General features: G+C 65.1%; 14 protein-coding genes. 7 read left to right on the forward strand and 7 right to left on the reverse strand.

The window, feature by feature from the left end:
• Both HHA01_RS08575 and HHA01_RS08580 read left to right on the forward strand, forming a co-directional pair.
• Positions 1 to 1,550 (forward strand): type VI secretion system Vgr family protein (locus HHA01_RS08575; RefSeq protein ID WP_141319732.1); only part of this gene is annotated, 1,550 nt, incomplete at its 5' end.
• Positions 1,547 to 2,353: a DUF4123 domain-containing protein gene (locus HHA01_RS08580; protein ID WP_170214855.1), complete on the forward strand. Its 807-nt coding sequence runs from the start codon at positions 1,547 to 1,549 to the stop codon at positions 2,351 to 2,353. The genes HHA01_RS08575 and HHA01_RS08580, both read left to right, overlap by 4 nt.
• Before the next feature lie 32 nt (positions 2,354 to 2,385).
• On the opposite strand, the gene HHA01_RS08585 is transcribed toward HHA01_RS08580, so the two are convergent.
• Positions 2,386 to 2,688, reverse strand: a complete 303-nt coding sequence (locus HHA01_RS08585) for a hypothetical protein (protein WP_141319736.1) — start codon at positions 2,686 to 2,688, stop codon at positions 2,386 to 2,388.
• A gap of 198 nt (positions 2,689 to 2,886) precedes the next feature.
• Here HHA01_RS08585 and HHA01_RS08590 point away from each other — a divergent pair, with 198 nt between their 5' ends.
• Positions 2,887 to 5,970: a hypothetical protein gene (locus HHA01_RS08590; protein WP_141319738.1), complete on the forward strand. Its 3,084-nt coding sequence runs from the start codon at positions 2,887 to 2,889 to the stop codon at positions 5,968 to 5,970.
• Positions 5,967 to 7,157 (forward strand): hypothetical protein, encoded by a 1,191-nt coding sequence (locus tag HHA01_RS08595; protein ID WP_141319740.1) that lies wholly within the window; start codon positions 5,967 to 5,969, stop codon positions 7,155 to 7,157. Before HHA01_RS08590 ends, HHA01_RS08595 begins: the two co-directional genes overlap by 4 nt.
• Positions 7,158 to 7,258: 101 nt before the next feature.
• On the opposite strand, the gene HHA01_RS08600 is transcribed toward HHA01_RS08595, so the two are convergent.
• Entirely contained in the window at positions 7,259 to 8,287 is a 1,029-nt protein-coding gene (locus HHA01_RS08600) for a DMT family transporter (protein WP_141319742.1), read from the reverse strand.
• Between the two features lie 108 nt (positions 8,288 to 8,395).
• On the opposite strand from HHA01_RS08600, the gene HHA01_RS08605 reads away from it, so the two are divergent.
• From HHA01_RS08605 to HHA01_RS08615, 3 genes are all read left to right on the forward strand, one after another.
• On the forward strand, positions 8,396 to 9,292 hold the full coding sequence (locus HHA01_RS08605; protein ID WP_141319744.1) for a LysR substrate-binding domain-containing protein: 897 nt from the start codon (positions 8,396 to 8,398) through the stop codon (positions 9,290 to 9,292).
• A 171-nt stretch (positions 9,293 to 9,463) separates the two neighbouring features.
• Entirely contained in the window at positions 9,464 to 9,655 is a 192-nt protein-coding gene (relB, locus tag HHA01_RS08610; RefSeq protein ID WP_141319746.1) for a type II toxin-antitoxin system RelB family antitoxin, read from the forward strand.
• A gap of 92 nt (positions 9,656 to 9,747) precedes the next feature.
• A complete protein-coding gene (locus HHA01_RS08615; RefSeq protein ID WP_246053861.1) occupies positions 9,748 to 9,918 on the forward strand; it encodes a type II toxin-antitoxin system RelE/ParE family toxin in 171 nt (56 codons plus the stop codon).
• A gap of 154 nt (positions 9,919 to 10,072) precedes the next feature.
• Here the strand turns inward: HHA01_RS08615 and HHA01_RS08620 are convergent, their stop codons facing one another.
• Genes HHA01_RS08620 through HHA01_RS08640 form a run of 5 tightly spaced genes read right to left on the reverse strand, consistent with a single transcriptional unit; the run spans position 10,073 to position 22,440 of the window.
• Positions 10,073 to 11,398: an aminotransferase class I/II-fold pyridoxal phosphate-dependent enzyme gene (locus HHA01_RS08620; RefSeq protein WP_141319748.1), complete on the reverse strand. Its 1,326-nt coding sequence runs from the start codon at positions 11,396 to 11,398 to the stop codon at positions 10,073 to 10,075.
• Complete coding sequence (locus HHA01_RS08625) at positions 11,395 to 18,900, reverse strand: type I polyketide synthase (RefSeq protein WP_141319750.1); 7,506 nt, start codon at positions 18,898 to 18,900, stop codon at positions 11,395 to 11,397. Before HHA01_RS08625 ends, HHA01_RS08620 begins: the two co-directional genes overlap by 4 nt.
• Positions 18,897 to 20,471 (reverse strand): LTA synthase family protein, encoded by a 1,575-nt coding sequence (locus HHA01_RS08630; RefSeq protein WP_141319752.1) that lies wholly within the window; start codon positions 20,469 to 20,471, stop codon positions 18,897 to 18,899. Before HHA01_RS08630 ends, HHA01_RS08625 begins: the two co-directional genes overlap by 4 nt.
• The gene (locus HHA01_RS08635; RefSeq protein WP_141319754.1) at positions 20,468 to 21,229 is read right to left on the reverse strand and encodes an SDR family NAD(P)-dependent oxidoreductase; all 762 of its coding nucleotides are present in this window, start codon (positions 21,227 to 21,229) and stop codon (positions 20,468 to 20,470) included. The genes HHA01_RS08630 and HHA01_RS08635 overlap by 4 nt, the downstream gene beginning before the upstream one ends.
• Complete coding sequence (locus HHA01_RS08640) at positions 21,226 to 22,440, reverse strand: capsule polysaccharide biogenesis protein (protein ID WP_246053855.1); 1,215 nt, start codon at positions 22,438 to 22,440, stop codon at positions 21,226 to 21,228. The genes HHA01_RS08635 and HHA01_RS08640 overlap by 4 nt, the downstream gene beginning before the upstream one ends.
• Between the last annotated feature and the right edge of the window lie 20 nt (positions 22,441 to 22,460).

The following is a 22,460-nucleotide window of genomic DNA, read 5'->3' on the forward strand; positions in this document are numbered from 1 at the left end:
TGGTGTTCGCCGACTCGCCCCAGGTGCTGAGCTCGCTGGGCGAGCGCACCTACCACCACCGCGCCGGTGGCACTCCGCCCGAGACCCATGTGCGCCGCCTGCGCCAGACCAGCCGCGTGCGTCCGGCCAGCGCCACTCTCAAGGACTACAGCTTCAAACAGCCCGCCTATGCACATCTGCACGACAAGCAGGGCGAGAGGCTCGACCAGCATGCCCAGCGTGGAGCCCGTGAGAAAGCGTACGAGCACTTCGACTACCCCGGGCGCTTCAAGGCCGACCCCTCCGGCAAGGCCTTCACCCGCCACCGCCTGGAATGGCTGCGCCGCGACGCCACCACCGCCGAGGCCGAGAGCAACCTCGCCGAGCTGGCCCCCGGCCGGCGCTTCACCCTCGGCGGCGACGACCTGCCGGCCCCGGGTGACTGGCAGGTGATCAGCGTGGCGCACCACGGCACCCAGCCCCAGGCCCTGGAAGAAGACGCCGCACAGGCCGATGGCCAGACCACCCTCAACAACCGGCTGAGCCTGGCCCCGGCCGACATCACCTGGCAGGCCGAGCCCGAGCCCCGGCCGCGCATTGACGGCCCGCAGATCGCCTTCGTGGTCGGTCCCGAGGGCGAAGAGATCTACTGCGACGAACATGGCCGGGTCAAGGTGCAGTTCCCCTGGGATCGCTACGCCGAACCCAATGAGACCGCCAGCGCCTGGATCCGCGTCAGCCAGGGCTGGGCCGGCGGTGGCTATGGCTTCCAGGCCATCCCGCGCATCGGCCACGAGGTGATCGTCTCCTTCCTGGAAGGCGACCCGGACCAACCGATCATCACTGGCCGTACCCACCACGCCGTCAACGTGCCGCCCTACGAACTGCCGGCGCACAAGACGCGCACCGTGCTGCGTACCCAGACCCACCAGGGCGAAGGCTTCAACGAACTGCGCTTCGAGGACAAGGCCGACCAGCAGCAGATCTGGTGGCACGCCCAGAAGGACCTGGAGCTGCTGACCCGCAACGACCGCACCGAGGAAGTCGGTCGCGACAGCGACCTCAAGATCAAGCGCGACCGCATCAGCGAGATCGACCGTAACGAGCACCACAGCGTCCGCGGTGAGCGCCGCGAGAAGAGCGACGGCGCCCATCACCTGACCATTCACGGCAGCCTGCACATCAACGCCGGCCAGGCCTGGCTGACCGAAAGCGGTCGCGAGCTGCACATCAAGGCCGGCCAGAAGGTGGTGCTCGAAGCGGGTAACGAACTGGCCCTCACCGCCGGCGGCAGCTTCCTCAACGTCAACGGCGGCGGCATCGCCATCGGCGGCCCCAGCGTCAGAATCAACGCCGGCGGCAGCCCCGGCAGCGGCACCGGCCAGAGCGCCCAGGCACCGCTGCGGCCGGGCAAGGCTCAGCCGCAACAGCATCAGGCGGTGGAGCCCGTCACCCACGAGGCCCTGCTGTCGGCTTCGGCCGAGGAGGCCAGTGTCGTGCAACTCTGCCAGAAGCAGACTGACGGCAGTTGTCCCTTGTCGGACTGCCCATGCCGCGAAAGGGCAGGATGATGCGCTATTCACTGGGGCTGCCGGAGGTGGCAGGGCGTCGCTACTGGTTGGTGGAAACCGCCAGCCTGCCGGAGCATGAGGTGCTGCGCCGGTTCTACGAGGTGGTCGAGGCGCCCGAGTGTCGATGGCTCTACCAGCAAACCCGGCTCGATGCCATGAAGGAGGCAGGTCCGGTTCTGCTGGATGTGACGGCGGCGCCGACGTTTCCGGCCGAGCAGCTGGAAGCCTGGGGTGGTATCGCCGGAGTGATCATTGATACGCCGCTGTCGATCGAAGAGGTCCAGGCACATCTGGCCCGTTTGGTGACGGTGCGACTAAAGCCTGAAGGCGAGGGGGTATGGCGCTTTCATGAGCCGATGGCGTTGCACCTGATGTTGGGAGAAGGCCTGCTTGACCGGACACATCGGGCCGCCATGCAAGGCCAGGAGGCGCGCTGGTACTGGCCGATCTGTCGATGCCATGACGGGTGGCTATTCGAGACTGCGGTGTCGGATCGGACTGAGGCTGTCCAGTTGCCTTGGCCGGTCACTCTCGAAGCCGCAACCGTCAGGCGCTTGTCGGGCATCCAGCAGCTGTCACGCCTCATGCCGGTATTGGCCGATCTGCTGGATCGCCATGGACTTCAAAAAGACGCAGACGCCATCACCGCCCTGTGGCTTGACCTGGAAGGCTACTGGAGCGAGGTGGCTCAATCACGCCAACCGGCGCGCCAGGCGGTCGAGGCGCTGGCCGGGGCTCAGCGCGACGCCTCTTCGCTAAGCGACTTTCGCGACCGCATGCAACGTCTGGCCCATACCGGCTAGCCAGGCCTTAAGGGAATGAGGAACAGGGAATGTCATCGAATCACGCCTGCCGGCCGCGCAAGCTGTATCTTGAAATCACCGGCCGCCACGATGATAACGAGCAGAACACCTATGCGCTCTATCGAGATGAGCAGAAGGTCGAACCGCTCGGCGAAGACAGCGCTTCCGAGGGGCGCTATGGACCCATCGTCGAGAGCGCGACCGAGTATCTGACAGATGAGTTGGCCGACATGCGCCTCGTGCAGTGTGTTGGCGAGATCGAGATCGAGCTGCTGCCCGAGGGCCGGGTGACGTGCACAGGCCTGACGCCCAAGCAGCGCGACTTTCAGCACCATCTGATGGTGTCCTGTGTCCCCATGCAGTACCTGGACCATGCCGAGATCGCGGCCGGTGCCTGCCGGGGTGGCTTTTTATATGTCTTCCTCGATGGCCGCCTGATCCGGGAGCTGGCCATTCAGGTTGCGCCGGGCAAGGCGCCGGTCTTTGTTGATAGCGATGTGGCAGGCTATCGCCAACAGGGCGAGGTGCCGGTGGTGCGCGAATATCCCGGGCCGGAACTGACTAGCCTGCATCTGCCCTTGCGCTTGGATGGGGAGTCGGCGGACCTGCGGCTGGCGTATTCGGACCACCCCTGGCCCTGGTCGCATGTTCTCGAGCTCGAGGCCGAGCCAACCCGCATCCAAAAACGCGCTCAGCCGTTGTCGCTGAATACCTCGGCCGTCACGGCGATGCTGGATGGTCAGTTGCGTAACCAGTATCAATACGGCCTGGACATGGAGCGCGATGAGGCACAGGGCAAGGCGGCTCTGGAATGGCTGCCGCCCATGCGTGACCGCGACCCGCTCTACGAGCAGGCGCGGGGCTGTGCTCGCGCTTATCTGGAAGACGTATCGGGGGAGCAGTGGACGCAGTTGGTTCAGCAACTGCAGGACGAGCGGGCCTTCTTTGAGTCCGACGAGTCAGAGGTCTCGGGTCCAGAGCTCGATAGCCAACATCGTCAGCGGGACTTTGCTCCGGCCCTGAGGGCGACGCTGGTGCAGCAATGGAACAATCAGCGTCGCAGCGATGAGGATCGTGCCGATGACGCGCAGCTGGAGTTGATCCCGGCGCCGGCTGCCGGCGAGGACGTCTTCGCCTCGCTCAAGGATAAGCAGTTATGCGCGATTTTCCTGCGCGACCCGAAGCTGGCGGTAGAACAGCTGACCGGTGACATCCAGGCCGGCCAGGAGCTGCTCTGGGTGCTCTGCGAGGGCATGAAATATCATCCCCATGGCAAATCGGCGGAACTGGTACTGGCCAACTGCTTCATGTCCCAAGGCCCCGGTGGGCGGGAGAACCCGGTCTATCTCGACGAGTGGTTCGACCGTCGGCTCGATCGTTCCCGGGAGAGCCTGTTTGCCCGCTTGACCAAGGAAGAAGAGCGGCGCTGGGCGCGCCTGCGCCTGGACGAGCGACTGACATCGCTGGTCGCAATGGTCGAGGATACCTCGCCCGGGGCTTTCACGACGTCGCTGCGCGATGCCATGCGCTTTGGCGACCTGAATTACCTCGAACCCTATGCCTGGTTGTCACGCTGCCTTGAGCCGCTGATGGCGGGTATGGACTGTCTCGATCCCAAGGCTACCACCGAGGATCTCGAATCGTTGCAGGCCTCTGCCAGATGCCGCGAGACATTGAACGCACTGTTTCTCGAGGCCTCGCATCCGTTCGCCTATCTGCTGTATGCGCCAGAGCACCGGAAAGCGGATGAGTGGGGCGACCCCTATGCCCGCGATCTGACGAAGATCTCTCAGGCAGGAACCAGGGTGGCGGACCAGTCAGGCGATGTGGCGACACCGACAGGGGATGCGCTGATCGCCCATCAGCAGCTACTGGATGAGGAGAGTGGTGACCTGGGCGTTGCCATGACGCAATTCCGCAGGGCCCTCAATGGTCTAGATGCTGTGGCGACCAAGGTGCTGCCGGAGCTCCTCACGGCCTGGTCGCGCCTCAAGCTGGGTGAGTCGCATATCTCGGTGACACTGGCCACGGATCTCGCCGACCTCAAGAGCGCCATGATGGGCGGCCTGCCCATTCGGGTGACCGACCAGGATGGGCGTATCGTCATGATGCTGCCAGATGAGGTACGCCCACTGATCGATGAGATGGCCAAGGGTGGGGTCGCCCTTCAGGCAGCCTCGGCGAGTAATGCGCTGGGCGGTGAAGCGGTGGCGAGGCCCACCGGCTCCCCTACGCATCGGGTATCGGGGCAGGTGACCAGCGAGCAGGCCTACCGCTGGACCCAGAGCGGCTATATTGGGCTCTGGTCGGGGTTGGCGGTGCTTGAAGTCTATAATTTGGTGGCAGCTGGGGATAAAGTGTACGAGGATTTTGGTCCTCGCTCAGTAGCAGAATTTTTGAGTGCTCTTCTCGATGGCTTTCTGTTAACGGCACAAGGCTTGAAATTTGCCAATACTCGCTGGGGATGGGCTGTAAAGACCAACCAGTTTCTTGATATTCGCTTCATTAAAAGTCCCGGGTGGAAAGAAGCCATGGGTGAAGCGGGTCAGGTCCGAGGCTTTGCAGCGCTTGGTGCGGGGCTGTTTACAGCCACCCTGGTGGCCATCGAGGCCCAGCAGCTTTATCAGCAGGGACTCAAGGACTCTGCGCGTTGGAAAGCGGGGGCCAGTGCTGCGATAGGTGTTGGTACCTATGCGGGCTCCGGCTATGGCCAGGGGTTGGCGAACGCCGCCAGGATGCAGCTGGTGCGTAATCGTTTCTTGCATGGCCTGTTGGGCCTGGTAGGTACGCCTCGTCCGGTACCGGTAATGCTGGTAAGTCTCGGAGTGGCCCTGGTCTGCGAAACCATGGCCACCAATGCACGTGATGATCGTTTTTCTCTCTGGGTGCGCTATGGTCCCTTCGGTAATGAGCGGAATGAGCTAAACGACCGATTGCAGGTCTTGGCGGGTGAGGGGCAGAAGGACAAGCATGACTATCTTCAACCGCTTCAGTCGGCCTCGCCCGAAGAGGCCTATTTCCAGCTTTTGCAGGGGCTTTTCCAGGCTCACTTCGAGCTGGTGACACCCGCAGCAAGCGCAGAGCTGGCTGAGATCGCCTCCGATTTCCGGCGCTGTGATATTACCCTTCGCATCACCAACCCGGCCGCTGGCTATGGCGAGTTTACTCTGCCCATTCCACACCTGAGGGCTGAGTATTCGGTTCCGGTGCCGGATAGGCGGTTTACCTATCAGTATGCGCCCATGGATCGGCGTCGGTTGTTGGTAGAGGCCGATCGGCGAGATCCCGATGATGCCACGGTGCGATATATTGGCCTGAGTTTGCCTGAGAAGTGGCATCGCATGGGCGTACCCTCGGTCCCAGGCTTTGGCGATGTACCCGCTGACTGGCTAATGGCCAATCAGGCGAGCTTCCGCCACGAACCCGATTTTCCCGAAGCTTATCATCGTGGCGATCCTCTTGTGCGGCTTAGTCTGGAGGAAGTAGAAGGTGAAGGCAGTATCGAGTATTGGGATCCTCAACAGCGACAGCACCATACACTGAACGACCAGGTCAGTTTGTTGGCACAGCCGTCAACCTTGGCCTGGCGCTGGAACAGGGAAGGAGAGCGATCATGACGGACACAGCACAGCCGGAAGGGTATGAGGAGACGGCCTTCACGGCCGATCGCATCCCCCGCCAGGCGCCGCCACCGCCGAAGGGTAAGCTCGGCAAGCTGGGCGACGCCTTCGATATGGCGCGCCTGCCCTGGGGCCATTATGTAGGAGTCAATCCCTCCGAGTTTGAATATGAGTATGCAGGAGGCTGGTATCGTGATTACGAGTATATGGGGGAGGAGGGCTTTCATGACTATAACCACTTGAATGAAGTGCGGTGGTCAAAGTTTATCGATGAAGATATTAGCCTGATCTATCGCTTCTTTCGCTTCTGGTTCGTTGTGTTGAGTCATGGCTTTAGTTTTATTGCTCCTGGAGGAGAGAAAGGGGGGGGGTGGCTTTTTTGTGGCTTAGTGGCGGTTGCTACTATATTGTTTCTTTTTGCTGCAGACACCATTCTGGCTGCTCTCACTCCTTTAGCGATAACAGTAGGTGTGTGTGGGGTGGCGACGATATTTAAAAGTCTCTACGAAACCTATAGCATCCGTTTCTACAAGAGTAACCAGAACTGGTCGGACGATGTAGCCTTCTGCCGCCGCTCCGGCCTGGTAAAGAGCTTTCAGGGCAACTTTCACTTCTACGAGTTCGATGCTTTTATCGAGATGGCAGCGGATATGAAGGGCAACCAGCGCCATACCCTCAAGGTGCGCCACCGTTATCCGCAGTTCAGCAAGGACAAACGTAACGGCCTGCCGCTGGAGTTCACCTTTCCCACCGACACCGGCAGCATCGCCGAGCGCTATGCCATGTGGGACATGCTGAGCCGTTTCATGGATGTCAGCCAGCCATTGCCGGATATCCCCCGGCTCGAGCCGTTTCGTCACCTCGACCCGACCACCCGGGCCTTTGACGAAGCCGGCAATCGCGGCCGGCCGGCTACCTACTGGCGCGACCTCTACGCCAGGGTGGACGAACAGGAATTGAATCGCCTTCGCGCCGAGCACCACGAGAAGGTCAATGCCACCCCCTGGGGCAGCCGTCCCGACCTGATGGCCCAGTCGGTGCCGGGCTATGAAGACAGTTACACCGCCGAGCCCGAAGACGTGAATGCGTATGCGCACGCCCCGACCAAGAATGTGCGTTTTGTGGAGCGGCCCGGACCAGAAGCCACATCCAGCGATGCCGATCATCAGGACACGCAGCGCTGAAACGCTTGGCAAGCTCGATATGAAAACATATCGGGAACAGCTGGCTGCCGTTATGGCGTAAGGCGAAGGGGCATCTACCCGTTGTCTTTCGCTATCGTGTCTCAGGCGCCGTTTTGTGCTCTGACGCCTTCCGGGACGCGTTGTTTGCTCGGCATACGGCGCCGGGCCCACGACAATACACCCAGTGGTGGCATGGCGGGCATGGGAATCGGGGGCAGGGTGTCACTTGGCTGACTCGCTGCATTACTTGGTTCATGAGCGAAGCGCGGACGTGGCAGTGAGGCCTGGGTAATCGCGCCGCTGATGAAGACGGCGGTTACAGCCACCAGCAGCGAGTTGCTCAGCGGCGCCCAGCCCATCACGACCACGAATAGCGAGGACAGCACCGGCACCAGGTAGGTCATGAGGCCCAGCAGGGTCGTGGAGCAGCGTTGCAGCGCAAAGCCCCAGGTCATGAAGGCGATTCCATACGGCCCTATGCCGATCAGCGAGGCCATCAGCCAATCCCGGGCGGTGCTCTGTTCGGCGGCGGGCTCAAGCAGGAGATGCAGGCACAGGGCAGTGGCGGCGACTCCTCCGAACAGGCGCTTGTAGTTGGTCGGTCGTGACGGGCTGCCCGTCTTCAGGTAGAGCGAGAAGACGATCCAGGAGAGCCCGGCCGCCAGTCCGGCTGCATAGGCCAACGGAGGAGTGGACACGCTTTCGCTGTCGTTCAGGATCAGCGGCGCAAGCCCCGAGAAGGCTACCAGCGCGCCCAGTAGTGTCTCGATGCGCAAGCCTCGCCCCGCCAGCCGGTCGGCCACCAGCATGAAGCCCACCGGCCAGGTATAGGTCACCAGGGTCACCTTGGCGGGGTCGCCCTCGTCCAGCGCCAGAAAATAGAAGTAGAGGGCGCCGGTGAGCCCGCCAACCCCCATCAGCCAGAATCCGGCACTCTTGTCCGGCTCCGGCCTCTGATCCGGGGCGCGCCATCGTTCCAGGCCCAGAGCCACGACGGCTGCTGCCAGCATGGCGATAGCGGCCGTCAACATGGGCGGCAGTTGGACCAGCGCACGCAATAGCGGCAGGCTGGCCCAGAGGATGACGGTCATGAATCCGGAAAGTAGACCTATACTAGCTGAATGGCGCATGTTTACTGTCCTGATCGATGGCGTGTGAATGTCTGTGTGGCGTGCATTTTGCGGACAAAATAGGCATCATGAAATCAAAGTCTCATGATAAAACCATCAGGAAACGTGATGACCATTTCCAGCACCCAGAGGCCCCTGGATCTCGTCGTGCTCAAGACATTCGTTGGCGTGGTGGACAAGGGGAGCTTCACCCGAGCGGCAGAGCAGCTGCACCTGGCGCAGTCCACCGTCAGTGCTCACTTGAATCGCCTTGAGGCGACCCTGGGTTGCCAGCTCTTGCAGCGTGGCCAGAAGACGGCAGTGCCGACGCCGGCCGGTGAACGCCTGCTGATCCATGCACGGCAGATGCTGCGCCAGAATGCGCTCGCCTGGCAGGATGTTCAGGAGCAGCGGCTTGCCGGTGTGGTGCGCCTTGGCATTCCCGACGATTACGTGTTCTATCTGCCCGAGGCGCTGTCGGCCTTCGAGGCTCGCTTCCCAGGGGTGGTACTGGAGGTGCGCTGCGGCCTGAGCGTCGAGCTGGTGCAGGAGGTCAGTTCGGGGGCGCTCGATCTGGCGATCACCACCCGCCAACCCAATAGCCCGGGCGGCGAAGTCCTGTGTCGCGAGCCGATGGTGTGGGCGGGGGCTTCCGGCTACGACACGCATCACCGCTCCCCCTTGCCGCTCGCCGTTTCCCGGGAGGGGGTGTGTATCTTTCGTGAACGAGCGATTGCCGCCCTGGACGCGGCCGGAATTGCCTGGCGGATTGCTTACGCCAGCCCCAGTCTATCGGGGCTCTCTGCCGCGGTTCGGGCGGGGCTGGCCGTGACGGTGCTCACGCCTTCCATGCTGGGGCCGGAGCTGCGTTTGCTGGGGCGTGACGAGGGGCTGCCGGAGCTGCCGTTCTCGGAGGTCACCCTGCATCGCAGCCCCGGGCGACCCAGCGAGTCGACACAGCAGCTGGCCCTGCAGCTGCAGGCGTACATTCGGGAGCGACAGGGGGCCAGGGCTTCGAGCCAGTGATTGGGGATGCCATTGGCCCGGATTGCCGAACAGGGTGGCTGCCGACGCGCATCTCGCCGGCATCGACGTTCTTGATCGATGCTACATCGGATGGCGCGTATCATGCGTACGAGATGCACCAGACGATGATTCACTGGTAGAGTATATTGGTGGCATACGAGGAGAGTTATGATGGGTACTCCACTGGATCCTATTGTCTCGGAGTTCGAGACGCAGGAACAAGCTGACAGCTATGACCACTGGTTTCGTGAGCGCATCCAGCAGAGCCTTGATGATCCACGCCCCAACGTTTCCCATGACGACGCGATGGCTCGTGTCCGGGCCATGATCGAGTCCAGGAAAAGTCGAGATGCTACCGGTTGAGTGGCGTGCTCATGCGCTGGATGCGCTTGAAGAGATCGCCGCTTACGTGAGCGAGCGGCAACCCCCACGCCGCCGAGGCACTGGCCAGTGCCATCGAAGAGACTGCCAAGGCACTATCCGAGCATCCCTATCTATACCGCCAGGGACGCGTCCCTGGAACACGAGAAGCCGTGGTTCATCCTAATTATTTGTTGGTGTATCGCATTACGACCGATCACATCGCTATTCTGGATGTGCTCCACGCCCGTCGTGAATATCCCTGACTCAGCTGCTTGATGCCCTCCAGAACGCTGCCTGGGTGCTAGGCATTGTCCGAAAACTGTCTGCGCTCGGTTATACGGCGTTGAAAATCTTCTCGCGCGCGAGTCCGATCAAAATGCTCATTGACTCTTTGGTGTGCTTCAGGCGCAGGGGTATTCACCGTGCCAGCTCTTCTTCCAGGGCTGCGAGGGTCTGGTCGACCTGGGCTTCGGTGTGCTCGCAGGAGAGGAAGAAGCGCAGGCGGGCGCTCTGCTCGGGTACGGCGGGGTGCAGTATCGGCTGGACGTTGATGCCGCGCTCGAACAGGGAGTGCGAGAGGCCGGCGGCGCGGGCCGAGCTGCCGATGATCACCGGGACCACGGCAGCGCCGATGCTTTCCCCCGTGTCCAGGCCCATTTGCCGGGCCTGCTCCAGGAAGTAGCGCGAGATGGCCTGCAGGCGGTGCACGCGTTGCGGCTCCTGGTGCATGAGTTCCAGCGCCTTGAGCGAGGGGCCGGCGACCTGGGCGGGCATGCCCACGCTGTACAGAAACCCCGGCGCCAGGTGGCGCAGGGTGTCCACCAGTGCCTGGCAGCCGGCGATGTAGCCGCCACAGCCGGCCAGGGTCTTGCTCATGGTGCCCATCCAGATATCGACATTGTTGGCGGGCATGTCGAAGTGTTCGCGCAGGCCCAGGCCATGTTCGCCCAGTACGCCGAAGGAGTGGGCTTCGTCGACCATCAGCCAGCTCTGGTGGCGTTGCTTGATCTCGACGAAGCGCGGCAGGTCGGGCAGGTCGCCGTCCATGCTGTAGAGCCCTTCGATGACGATCAGCACGCGCTCGAACTGCGGGCGATGACGGCGCAGCAGGTCGTCCAGGGCGTCGGCATCGTTGTGCGGGAAGCTCATGCGCCGGGCGCCGGACAGCTGGGCGCCGACCAGGGCGCTGTTGTGGATGTACTCGTCGTGGAGGATCAGGTCGCCCGGGCCGAGCAGATAGCCCAGTGTCGAGACATTGGTGGCGTGGCCGCTGACGAAGGCTACCGCCGCCTCGACGTCGTAGGCTTCGGCGATGGCGCTTTCCAGCTCGCCGTGGATGGGGCGTTCGCCGGAGACGATGCGACTGGCCGAGACGGAGCTGCCGTAATGCTGCACGGCGTCGATGGCCGCCTGATTGACGCGCGGGTCGCCGGAGAAGCCCAAGTAGTTGTAACTGGCGAAGTTGATGACTTCTCGGTCGTCGATGCGACTGGTGGCCCCGGCATTGCCCTGGTGGCAACGGAAGAAGGGGTCGACCAGGCCGAGCCGCTTGGCGGCATCGCGCATCAGGGTCAGTTGCTGATAGCCGGGGTGGGCATCGAAACGCGTGAAGCGTTCCGACACGCGCCCCTGGCCGGCCGTGGCGCCCGGTTGTGGCTCGGCGGCGGGGCGCGAGCGCTTGCGGCTGCGCGCCCCGTCGAGGAGCTGGCGCTTGAGGTCATGGCGAGGGCCTTGTTGACTCATCGCGTCGTGGCCTCTTGCGGTTGCGTTTCACCGGATTCGGCGATGGCATCGGCACCGTGCTGGGCCGCCAGCGATGCCAATCCGGCCTGGTCGCCGCTCTCGTCGTCTGCGTCGTCGCCGCGCGTCAAGCGTTCGATGAGCACGCCGCTGAGCTTGTCCAGCGTCGAGGCTTCGCTGAGCACCATGACGGGCACGCGTACCCCCAGCCGGGACTCGATGGCGGTCATCAGTTCGACGCCCATCAGGGAGTCGAAGCCCATGTCGTAGACCGAGCGGTGAACGTCGATCTTGCTTTCCTCCACCAGCAGGATGCTGGCCAGTTCGGCCTTGAGCAGCTCGGTGACGGTGCCGTGGAGCTCTTCCGGCGAGAGGTCGGCGAGCAGCTGCGCGATGTCCTGGTCGCTGTCGTCCTGGTGGTTCTCGTCGCCGGCGGCGCGGGCGACCTCGCTGAAGCGCGGGCTGTCGGCGGTGGGCAACGAGCGGGCCAGCGCCGGCCAGTCGAGCTCGAGCACACCGAGGCTGGGCCCCGGTGCGGCGAGCATGCGGCCGAGTACGGCCAGGGCGTCATCGGCGCGCAGGGCGGAGCCGCCGAGGCGCTCCTGGAGCGCATCCCGCGTGCGGGTATTGCGGGCCAGGAAGCCGGCATCCTCGATGGCGCCCCAGCGCACGCAGGTGGCGGGCAGCCCCTGGCCACGGCGGCTGGCGGCCAGGGCTTCTAGCCAGTGGTTGGCCGCCACATAGCTGGCCTGGCCCGGGTTGCCGAACAGGGTGGTCGCCGAGGAGTAGAGGACGAAGAAGTCCAGGCCGTCCTGGCGGGTCAGTTCATCGAGCAGGCGCGCGCCCTCGACCTTGGGCGTCAGTACGCGTTCGATCCTGGTGTCGTCGAGGTTGCGGATCAGGCCGTCCTCGATGACCGCGGCGGCGTGAACGATGCCCTTGAGCGGCGGATGCTCGGCCCGGCAGCGCTCCAGCAGGGCGCTGAGAGAGGCGCGGTCGCCCACGTCACAGGCGGCGGCCTCCACCGTCACGCCCATGGCTTCGAGGTGGGCGATGCCGTCGGCGGCTTCCGGAGAGGCGGCGCCGCGGCGACCCACCAGGATGAGGTGACGCGCCCCACGCTCGGCGAGCCATTGCGCGGTGCGCAGGCCGAAGCCGCCCAGGCCGCCGGTAACCAGATAGCTGGCGTCGGCCTGCAGTGCGGGGGCCTCGAGTGGCGTGGCCTGTTCGGCAGAGGCCAGTGGCTGGTCCTGAGTGACCACGACCTTGCCGATCTGGCGGGCCTGCTGCATGTAGCGGAAGGCCTCGACCACCTGCCGGTTGCCGAAGGCGGTGTAGGGCAGCGGGGTGAAGGTGCCGTCCTCGAACAGCGCCATCATTTCGCTGAACAGGGTCTGTGTCAGCTCGGGGCATTCCTTCATCAGCTGGTCGGAGTCGATACCGAAATAGCTGAGGTTATTGCGGAAGGGCCGCAGGCCGATATGGGTGTTTTCGTAGAAGTCGCGCTTGCCGAGCTCGAGGAAACGACCGAAGGGACGCAGCACGCGCAGGTTCTGGTTGATAGCTTCGCCGGCCAGCGAGTTGAGCACCACGTCCATGCCACGGCCGTCGGTATCGGCGAGGATCTCCTCGGCGAAGGTCAGCGAGCGCGAGTCATACAGCCGCTCGATGCCGCTGAGGCGCAGGAAGTCGCGCTTTTCCTCGGCGCCCACGGTGGTGTGGATCTCGGCACCCAGCCAGCGAGCCACCTGGATGGCGGCGAGGCCGACGCCGCCGGCGGCGCCGTGGATCAGCACGTGCTCGCCGGGGGCCAGGCGCGCCAGGTGCTTCAGCGCGTAGTAGACGGTGAAGAAGGTGGTCGGGATGGTCGCCGCGGCGGCGAAGTCGATGCCGTTGGGCAGCGGCGCGATAGCGTGCTGGCTAGCAATCAGGCGGTCGCTGAAGCTGGCCGGGCCGAAGCCGACCACGGCGTCACCGGCGGCCACGCCCTCGACGCCGGGTCCGACGTGCTCGACCACGCCGGAGAACTCGAGGCCCAGGGTCGGGCCGGCGAAGCCGTTCTCGATGGCTTCATCCGAGAGCATGCCCAGGGTGTACATCACATCGCGGAAGTTGAGGCCGGTGGCCTCGACGCGAACCTGGACCTGGCCTTCGCCGGCCTGCTCGAGGCTGGTGGGTTGCCAGCTCAGGTGACGCAGTTGACCGGGCATGGGAAAGCCCAGCGTCATGGCGCCGTGAGGCTGTGCCTCGGCGTTGGTGGCCGTCGGGCTTTCGCCCGGTGCCGGCATGACCCTCAGGCGAGTGGCATAGCGTTTACCCTGGGCATCGATGACCACTTCGGTCTCGGCGTCGCTGCCGATCAACTCGTCGCTGAGTGCTGTGAAGGCGGCAGTCGGGAGCTCGCCGGCCGGCAGGTCGAGGAGTCGCACCGTATAGCCGTGGGCCTCGTTGGCCAGCGAGCGGCCGAAGCCCCAGAGGGCGGCATCGTCGCTGACCTCGGCCGCGGCGTCGTCGCGCCAGGTGCCGGCCACGTCGCGGGTGATCAGCCACAGGGTGGGCGCCTGGGCGGCGTTTTCCGCAACGGGCTCGAGGATGCCGGGCCAGCGGGCGGCCTGTTGGCAACGTTCCAGACCGCCATTGCGCAGGTCGATGATGCGGCTGGCGCGATGGGCGTCCTCGGCATCGCCGATCATGGCGTAATGGCCCTGACGCTCCAGGGCGGCGGCGAGCTCCTCGGCCAGGCTGGTATCCCCTTCATCGGCGACCAGCAGGAAGTCGCTGGAGGCCTCGGCGGTGGACTCGCGATCCGGCACGCCGTTGCCGGCCTGATGTGCCTCGGGCAGGCGGGCGTGGATCAGGTAGGCACCGGCGTCGTCCTCCAGCGGCAGTGGCTGAATATCGACGGCGCCGAGCTGGGACAGCCAGGCACTGACATCCTCGAGCTCACAGGCCGTGGGCCGGTTCGAGGTGTCGTCCAGACCGGGCGTGGCCAGCAGGGTGTCGATCCAGGCCGAGGGGGCGACACCCAGCAGCAGCACACTGGCACCGGGGGCCAGGCGCTGCGGGAGGGCGTCGACCAGGCGGCGGCTGAGCTCGGGGTTGGTGACGTCCAGCGACACCAGGGCGAGCTGGGCCCGGGCCGAGGCCGTGTCGTGATCGGCCGATTCGAGTGAGGCGACGTCGATCAACGGCTGGCGCTCGCGCAGCTGTTCGGCATGCTGCCAGGCGAGTTCGCCGGCGGTGAGCAGGCGGTAGTCGCAGAGGTCCGGGTCGAGCAGTCGGGTCAGACGCTCGCCCAGGGCCGGGGCACTGACGCCGGCTTCGAGCAGTGACAGGCGCTGGCCTTCCGGCAGTTCGGCCAGGGTCTCGCCGAGTGCCTTGCCGAGCGGCGCGGCGAGTGCCTGCCAGCCGTGGTGGCCGATGAGTTGCCGATTGAGGCGTGTCAGGCGGTCACGGTCGAGGCCGATGTCCTCGGCACAGCGGTGTCCGGCCAGCAGCTCGCGCAGGTTGAGGCCGAAGCGGCCCAGGCGATGGATCGGGCCGATGTGGCCGGGATAGTCCTGCGCCAGCAGCCGCCAGATGGTGACGGCATCGACGTCGTCCTCCGTGGCCAGCTGTGTCCAGCCGTGCTCGTGGCGCTCCAGGCGGCCGGCGTCGACGAGCAGGTGCAACAGCTGGTCGAGCAGCGGTTGTGTCTGGGGCTGGGCGGCGACCATGGCCTGGTAATGGGACTGGCTGAGTTCGCCATCGACCAGTTCGGGCGCCAGGGCCTCGGCGGCGAAGGCTTCCGCCAGACGGTCGAGCAGCGGGGCCAGCTCGCTGGCGTAGCGCTGTCCGGTGGCGGCGGCATAGCCGTCGACCAGCTCGGGCATGGCGGCGACCAGCGAACTGAGATCGGCCGGCTGCTGCTGCGTCGGGTGCGGTGCCGGGGTCAGACAGACGTCCAGGTGGCTCAGGCTCTGCTCGGCGTTGCTGGTCAGGCGTACGGCCTTGAAGCGGGTCTCGCTGACCACGGCCACGGCGCGGCCCTGGGCGTCGAACAGTTCGAAATCGGCAGTAAAGGAGTAGGGCGCACGCTTGAGCAGGCGGGCCCGGGCCACGACCGGGCGTCCGGCGTCCGGCGACCATTGGATGCGGCCGACTCGAATCGGCACGAAGGCCAGCCCCTGGCGCTCGAATGCCTGACCCTGGCGCTCGCTCTGGCGCGCCAGCAGCGGCAGGAAAAGCTGAAAGGCGCTGTCCAGGATGCCGGGGTGCAGGTGTTGTGCCTCGAGTTGCTCCTCGATGACCGGCGTGGGGTTGATGCACCCCAGCACTTCCTCGTTCTCGATCCAGGCGCGGTCGATGGCCTGGAAGGCCGGGCCATAGTCGAGGCCCAGGCGACTGGCCATGGCCAGGTGGTCGTCGAGGATCAGGTCCGGCTCGCGTTGTGGCAGGCCGGGAGCCGTGCGCTCGAGCAGCAGGCCCTTGCTCTGTTTCATGATGCGGGCGGTGGCATGTAGCTGCCACTCCTCGCCCGCGGCCGGTTCGCGGGAGTGCACGCTGATGCGGCCGTCTTCCGGTGCAATGGCCAGGCGGCTGAGTCGGCCGTGCTGGCCGTCGAGCATCATCGGGGCCTGGATCTCGAGTTCCTCGATATCCAGCGGGCGGGCGTCGCGCCAGCGGGCGGCGGCGGCCAGGGCCAGTTCGATGAAGCCGGCGCCGGGGAAGATGGCGGCATTGCCGACCACATGGTCGGCCAGCCAGGGGCGGCGGCCGGTATCCAGCTGGCTTTCCCAGGTCAGGGTGTGCTGCGCCAGCCGATAGCCCAGCAAGGGGTGTTCGTAATGGCGGTTGAGCAGGTTCAGCCCGTCCGAGGTGCTGGGCATCCAGTAGGACTGGTGCTGCCAGGGGTAGCGCGGCAGTTCCACCAGCTGGCCGGTCACCGGGAACCAGTGATCGGTGTCGGTGGCCAGGCCCGAGAGCAGCGTCTGGCCGATGGTCCGGTCGATGCACAATGGCCCGGCGAGGTCACGCTCCAGGGTGCCGATGACCTGGCCGTCGAGTTCGGCGTCGCGCAGTGCTTCGCTGAGATAGCGCTTGAGGATCGGGTGGGCGCCGATCTCGATCAGCACATTGGTGCCGTCATCGGTGAGCGCACGGGCGGCATCGGCGAAGCGTACCGGCTCGCGAATGTTGCGCCACCAGTAGGCGGCGTCCAGTTGCTCGCCGTCCAGCTCCTGGCCGGTGACGGTGGAGATGTAGGGAATGCGCGAGCGATGCGGGGTCAGGCCCTTGAGCGAGGCGATGAGGTCATCGCGGATGGGATCCATGGCCGGGCTGTGGAAGGCGTAGTCCAGCCCCAGGCGCTTGGCGAAATGCCGCTGACCATGCAGCTCGGCTTCGATACGCTCGAGTGCTTCGGCAGGACCGGCGAGCGTGACACCCTTGGTGCTGTTGATGCCGGCCAGGTGGATATCCTGATGGGCCGGCTGCTCCAGGTACTCGGCGATCGCTTCGACCCCCAGACCGACGGCGGTCATCTCGCCCTGGCCTCGGGTCAGCCCCTGGAAGTGGCTGCGTAGATGGATGACGCGCACGGCATCGGCCAGTGACAGGGCGCCACAGGCCCAGGCGGCGGCGACTTCGCCGACGCTGTGCCCGGTGACGGCCACCGGTTCGATGCCCTGGGCGGCGAGCATGCGCGTGATACCGACCTGCACGGCAAAAAGTGCCGGCTGGGCGATCTCGGTGCGTTCGAAACGTTCGGTGCCGTTGTCGCCATCCAGCTCGGCGCGCAGCGAGAAGTCCGCATGCCGCTGGAAGAGGGCATCGACTTCATCGATGGCGGCGGCAAAGACCTTGGATTCATGCAGCAGGTCGCGGCCCATGGTTTCCCACTGGCAGCCATTGCCGTCGTAGACGAAGGCCGGGCCCTGGGCGCTGGCGAGCCGCTGGCCACGAATTACCGGGTGCTCGATCTCCAGGCCGCGGCTGTCGGAGTCGCGCCCATCGGCAAAGGCCGCGAGGCGCTCGGCGGCTTCCTGCTTGTCGTGTGCCAGCAGCAGGGCGCCATCGGTATGGTGCTCGCGGCGGCGATAGAGGGTATCGGCGATGTCGTAGAAGCGGCTGTCGGTGTGACGCAGCCAGTCGGCCAGCTCGCCGGCCATGGCGCGCAGGGCCGGTTCGCCCCGCGCGGAGAGGCGCAAGGGCAGTGCTTGCTCCGGCACCACGGGCGACGGCTCCGGCCCTGCCGGGGCGCTCTCGAGGATGACATGAGCATTGGCGCCGCCGAAGCCGAAGGAGTTGACGCCGATGACCAGGCGCCCTTCGGGCTTCAGCTTGCGTGCCTGGGTAACGATTTCCAGGTTCCAGTCATCGAAGCGAATCTTCGGGTTGGGGCGCCGAATGCCGATGGTGGCCGGCACTTCGCGATGACGCAGGCTGTAGAGCGCCTTGGCCAGGCCGGCCACTCCCGAGGCGGTTTCCAGGTGGCCCAGGTTGCTCTTGACCGAGCCGATGGGCAACGGCGTGCGGCGGTGTCGGGCCAGGGCATCGCCGATGGCGTGTGTCTCGATGGGGTCGCCGACGGCGGTGCCGGTGCCATGCGCTTCCAGGTAGTCGATCTCGTCGGGGCTGATACCGGCGCGCTCGTAGACCTGTCGCATCAGCTGGGTCTGGGCGTCCGGGTTGGGGACGGTCAGGCCCTGCTTGTGACCGTCGGTGTTGACGGTCGAGCCGGCGACCACACCCAGGATGTTGTCGCCGTCGGCCACGGCCTGGTCGTAGTCCTTGAGCATGAAGAGGCCGGCGCCTTCCGAGCGCACATAACCATCGCCATCGGCATCGAAGACGCGGCAGCGGCCATTGGGCGAGAGCATGCTGGCCTTGGAGAAGATGATGAAGCCGTAGGGATGCAGGTGCAGGCTGATGCCGCCGGCCAGGGCCATGCTGGTCTCGCCGCTGCGAATGGCCTGGCAGGCCTGGTGGAAGGCCACCATGGACGATGAGCAGGCGGTGTCCACCGACATGCTCGGCCCGTGCAGGTCGAACAGGTAGGAGAGCCGGTTCGAGGCGATGCTGGAGGTGTTGCCGGTGGCGGTGGAGGCATCGATGGCCCCCATGTCGCCGGTATAGCGATACGAATAATCGAGTGCTGCGACACCCAGGAAAACGCCGCACTGGCTGCCGCGCAGCCGAGAGGGGGCAATGCCGGCGCTTTCCATGGTTTCCCAGGTCAGTTCCAGCAGCATGCGTTGCTGCGGGTCCATATTGGCCGCTTCACGCGGCGAGATACCGAAGAAGTCGGCATCGAAGCCACTGATGTCGCCCAGACTGCCGGCAGCGAAGGTCACGCTGGTGCCGGGGTTGCGCTTGTCAGGGTGCTGGAAGGCTTCATGACTCCAGCGATCAGGGGCGACCTGGGTAACCAGGTCCTTCTCGTCCCTCAGGTCCTGCCAGAAGCCTTCCGGGGTGGTTCCCGGCATCCGGTGGGCAACACCGATGATGGCCACGCGTCTTGTCATGCTCGCTCCCGATGCTCCTGGTTGCAGCCGTCATCGGCGCCTTGCGCCTGTTCGATGACGGCCTGCCATATCCGTTGACTCAATTGCTCGGCGCCCAGCGACTTGCTCGTCTGGGTCGTGTTACGGCGGCCGCGACTCGACCATAGCCAATAGGGCGTGTCGCCGTCGGGCTCGCCATGATGTTCATACGCGTTCGGCATGATCGGTACATGGTCACCATACCAGCACAGTAGGCCTTGTCTGGTGCTGGTTGCCAATTGTTGTCGCAGACGCCCTGCCATGCGGTCGGCATTCTGCAGGTGCGCCAGGTAGCTGGCCAGCTCGCCGTCATCATCCGGCAGCGGCGGGGCACCGGGGGCCAGTGCGTCCTTGGGCTGGTCAGCCGCCCACTGGTCCAGTTGCAAGGGACCGTGGTTTTCCATGCTGATCACGAACACGAATAACGGCTTATTATCCGTATCAGCGAGCAGACTGCCAACCTTATCGGCCACGGCGAGGTCGCCGATGTACTGACCGCAGTAATCCGACCGCTCGAAGGCCTGGATATCGATGAATTCATCGAAGCCGAGTCGTGGCATGACGCGGTCGCGCTGGTAGAAGCTGGCGGCGTAGGGATGAACGCAGACGGTGCGATAACCGAGTCGCTTGAGTTCGGCGGCCAGGCTGGGTACCGGACGTTCGGCCAGCTGGTGGTAGGGGTTGAAGCGGTGAATGCCCAGGCTCTGCTGATCGAGGCCGGTCAGCACAGCGGCTTCGGTGCGCACGGTATTGGCGCCCCAGGCCGGCACCCGTAAGCGGCCTTGCAGCAGGGCTTCATCGCGCAGTGCATCCAGGTTCGGCAGCAGGTCGTCGCGGAGCTGGCCATGCCAGGGGCGCGGATCGAAGAAGGATTCGCTCTGCACTACCACCAGGTGGGGCAGCGATGGCTGGTCCTTCAGGGTCTCCGGCGCGGGGGCATAGGGCGAGGCGAACTCGGCGAGCGGCCGGCGCATCAGCAGGCCATAGGCCCAGAGGGCGCTGAACAGGCCGAGCCGATGGGTATCTACTGCCGGGTCGAGGCTGCACGCCGGCAGGCGACGCAGGCTGACCCGCAGCAGCAGGATCGAGGCCACGATGATCAGCGCGCTGCGCGACAGGAAGACCTCCCCGCCATGCCGGGTCAACAGTGAGGGCTCGATCAGCAGAAAACCGATGATGGCCGCCAGGCCGGCCAGGGTCGCACCAATCGCCAGGCCGATGCCGAAGAAGGGCACATAGAGGCGCGGATGGCGAATGGCGTCGAGAAAGTACTCGAAGTCCTGACAGATAAAGGGTTCGCGGAGGGTCCTGGATTTGGCATTGCTCGACTGCACGACTACTAGCTGCAGCGCCACGAACAGCATCAGGGCGAACCAGGGGCGCTGCAGGATCAGTACCAGGCCACCGAAGGCCAGGCTCCAGGTGCCGACATGCACCGCCAGGGTCGAGGCCGGGCGCTGCCAGGCCGCGGCGGGCGCGGGGCGAAGCAGAGACTCGGCGAACAGGCTGGCGATCAGTCCCAGCCCCCAGGGCCAGAGCAGGGCCAGCGTCATGTCGATCTCCCGTAGCCCATGAGGCGCAGTATCGGTTGCGCCAGGCCGGCGGGCATGACGCCGAGGCACCAGCAGCCCAGGTTGAGGGGAAAGGGAAAGCTGACCCGTGCCCTGTTGTGCTCGATGCCACGGGCAATGCGCCGTGCCGCGGAGTCGGCATCAATCTGCCAGGGCTTGGGGCCGGGCATGTCGTGACACATCTGCGAGCTGACATACCCTGGCATGACAACGGTGACGCCGACCCCGCGTGGTGCCAGCCACCCGCGCAGGGCTTCGCCATAGGCCTTGATGCCGGCCTTGCTGGCGCTGTAGCTGGGCGTCAGCGGCAGGCCATGCCAGGCGGCCAGTGAGCTGAGGAAGACCAGCTGACCATGCCCGCGTTCGATCATGCGCGGTGCCAGATGTCGCGCCATGGCCATAGGGGTGCGCAGGTTGATGTCGAGCAGCCGGCTGGTGGCCTGCCAGTCTTCCATTTCCGCGCCGTCTTCGGCGTGAATGTTCTGACCGGCATTGGCGATCACCACATCGGGCAGTGCTAGCTGGCCCAGCCACGCCTCGAGCGCCGTATCATCCGTCAGGTCGATCCGGCTCAGCTCGACTTCCGCGCCGGCATCATGGCATGCCTGAGCCAGTGCCTCGAGGGGCTCGGCGCGCCGGCCATGGAGGATCAGGCGAACACCGGGAGCGGCATAGTGACGGGCCAGGGCGCCGCCGATGGCGCCGGTGGCCCCGGTGATCAGCAGGCTGCGCGCCGTCATAACAGGGCCTCGAGGGGCGAGGTGGGTTCTTCCAGGCGAGTGGCCACGTTGTCGATGGCCAGCTGAATGCCTGTGTCGCAGTAGTAGCCGCCATTGAGCTGGACGGTGTGCATGATGGTGCGATGAAAGCAGCGGAAGAGTTCCTCGTCCGGGGCCTGTGCGTCTCGCCAGAAGTCGTCCAGCCCACCTGCGAAGGTCAGGCCATCCAGGCGGTAGATGGGCTGGCTGAGCGCGATGGTCGGACAACGGTGTTCCAGGGCGACGATGCCTGAGGTGCTGTTGACCGTCACGGTACCGGCGGCGGCATCCAGCAAGGGGTTGAGGTCACCGGATTCGAGGTAGACCGTGCGACCCGCGATGGCGAAGCGTTTTTCCAGGCGCTTGATCAATCCGTCGTAGTCGATCAGGCCCATGTCCAGGGGATGGTTCTTGATGCACAGCAAGCTGTCCGAGGGGGCATGCCGGGCAAATGACGCCATGATGTACTCGATGACCTCTACCATGTCGCTGAAATGCGAGTGGTTGCGTATCTGGGCATCGCCATTGAGTTGCAGGGGCAGCACGTAGTAGGGCTTTTTGCCGGCGACCAGTGCCTCGATGCGCTCGGCATCCCGGGGCTTCCACCAGCGCAGTTGGGTAAAACGCTTGATGTAGCCGGCATATTCCACCGGCGCGGTAACGGGCGCATGGGTGCGGTAGCGCGGGAAGATGGCCGGGTTGCCGAGGCCGGCCAGGTGGTAGAGCACATCATGGGTGGCACGGCGCTTGAAGGAAGGCCGAAAGCGCTTGGGTTTCGCGGGTTGCGGCAGGCGATTGCCGACCTCGCGGAACCAGTCGGCATCCTGCGGCAGCAGCGAATAGCCATTGACGCCTTCGCGTTCCAGGGTGATCCAATGCGGTCGGAAATAGCCTTCCTCGAGCACATGGTTGCGGATGCCCTGCTTGCGGGCCTCCTCGATGGCGATCAGGTGCATGGGGCGCTGGTCGCCGAACAGAATCTGGTCGGTGGTGCCGTGCCGCTGCCAGAGTTCTCTGAGGAATTCGGGCAGGTTCTCCAGCTTGCCGCGGAAGTTGTGGCCGGGGCCGGCGCTCTTGCACCAGTAGGCCATGTCACCTGCGGCGAAGTTGACCTTGGCGACATGATGGCCATCGGCGCTCAGCTTCCTGCCTAACCGGGGGAAGAACGGCGAGCAGACACCCTGAAGGAACAAGAAAGAACGTTTCGGCGAAT

The sequence above is a fragment of the Halomonas halmophila genome (genome assembly GCF_006540005.1).
Classification (GTDB): Bacteria; Pseudomonadota; Gammaproteobacteria; order Pseudomonadales; family Halomonadaceae; genus Halomonas; species Halomonas halmophila.

Coding starts and splice junctions, on each gene's coding strand:
- HHA01_RS08580 (WP_170214855.1), top strand. CDS start 1,547: ATGATGCGCTATTCACTGGGGCTGCCGGAGGTGGCAGGGCGTCGCTAC.
- HHA01_RS08585 (WP_141319736.1), bottom strand. CDS start 2,688: ATGGTGCTGAAAGTCGCGCTGCTTGGGCGTCAGGCCTGTGCACGTCAC.
- HHA01_RS08595 (WP_141319740.1), top strand. CDS start 5,967: ATGACGGACACAGCACAGCCGGAAGGGTATGAGGAGACGGCCTTCACG.
- HHA01_RS08600 (WP_141319742.1), bottom strand. CDS start 8,287: ATGCGCCATTCAGCTAGTATAGGTCTACTTTCCGGATTCATGACCGTC.
- HHA01_RS08605 (WP_141319744.1), top strand. CDS start 8,396: ATGACCATTTCCAGCACCCAGAGGCCCCTGGATCTCGTCGTGCTCAAG.
- relB (WP_141319746.1), top strand. CDS start 9,464: ATGGGTACTCCACTGGATCCTATTGTCTCGGAGTTCGAGACGCAGGAA.
- HHA01_RS08620 (WP_141319748.1), bottom strand. CDS start 11,398: ATGAGTCAACAAGGCCCTCGCCATGACCTCAAGCGCCAGCTCCTCGAC.
- HHA01_RS08625 (WP_141319750.1), bottom strand. CDS start 18,900: ATGACAAGACGCGTGGCCATCATCGGTGTTGCCCACCGGATGCCGGGA.
- HHA01_RS08630 (WP_141319752.1), bottom strand. CDS start 20,471: ATGACGCTGGCCCTGCTCTGGCCCTGGGGGCTGGGACTGATCGCCAGC.
- HHA01_RS08635 (WP_141319754.1), bottom strand. CDS start 21,229: ATGACGGCGCGCAGCCTGCTGATCACCGGGGCCACCGGCGCCATCGGC.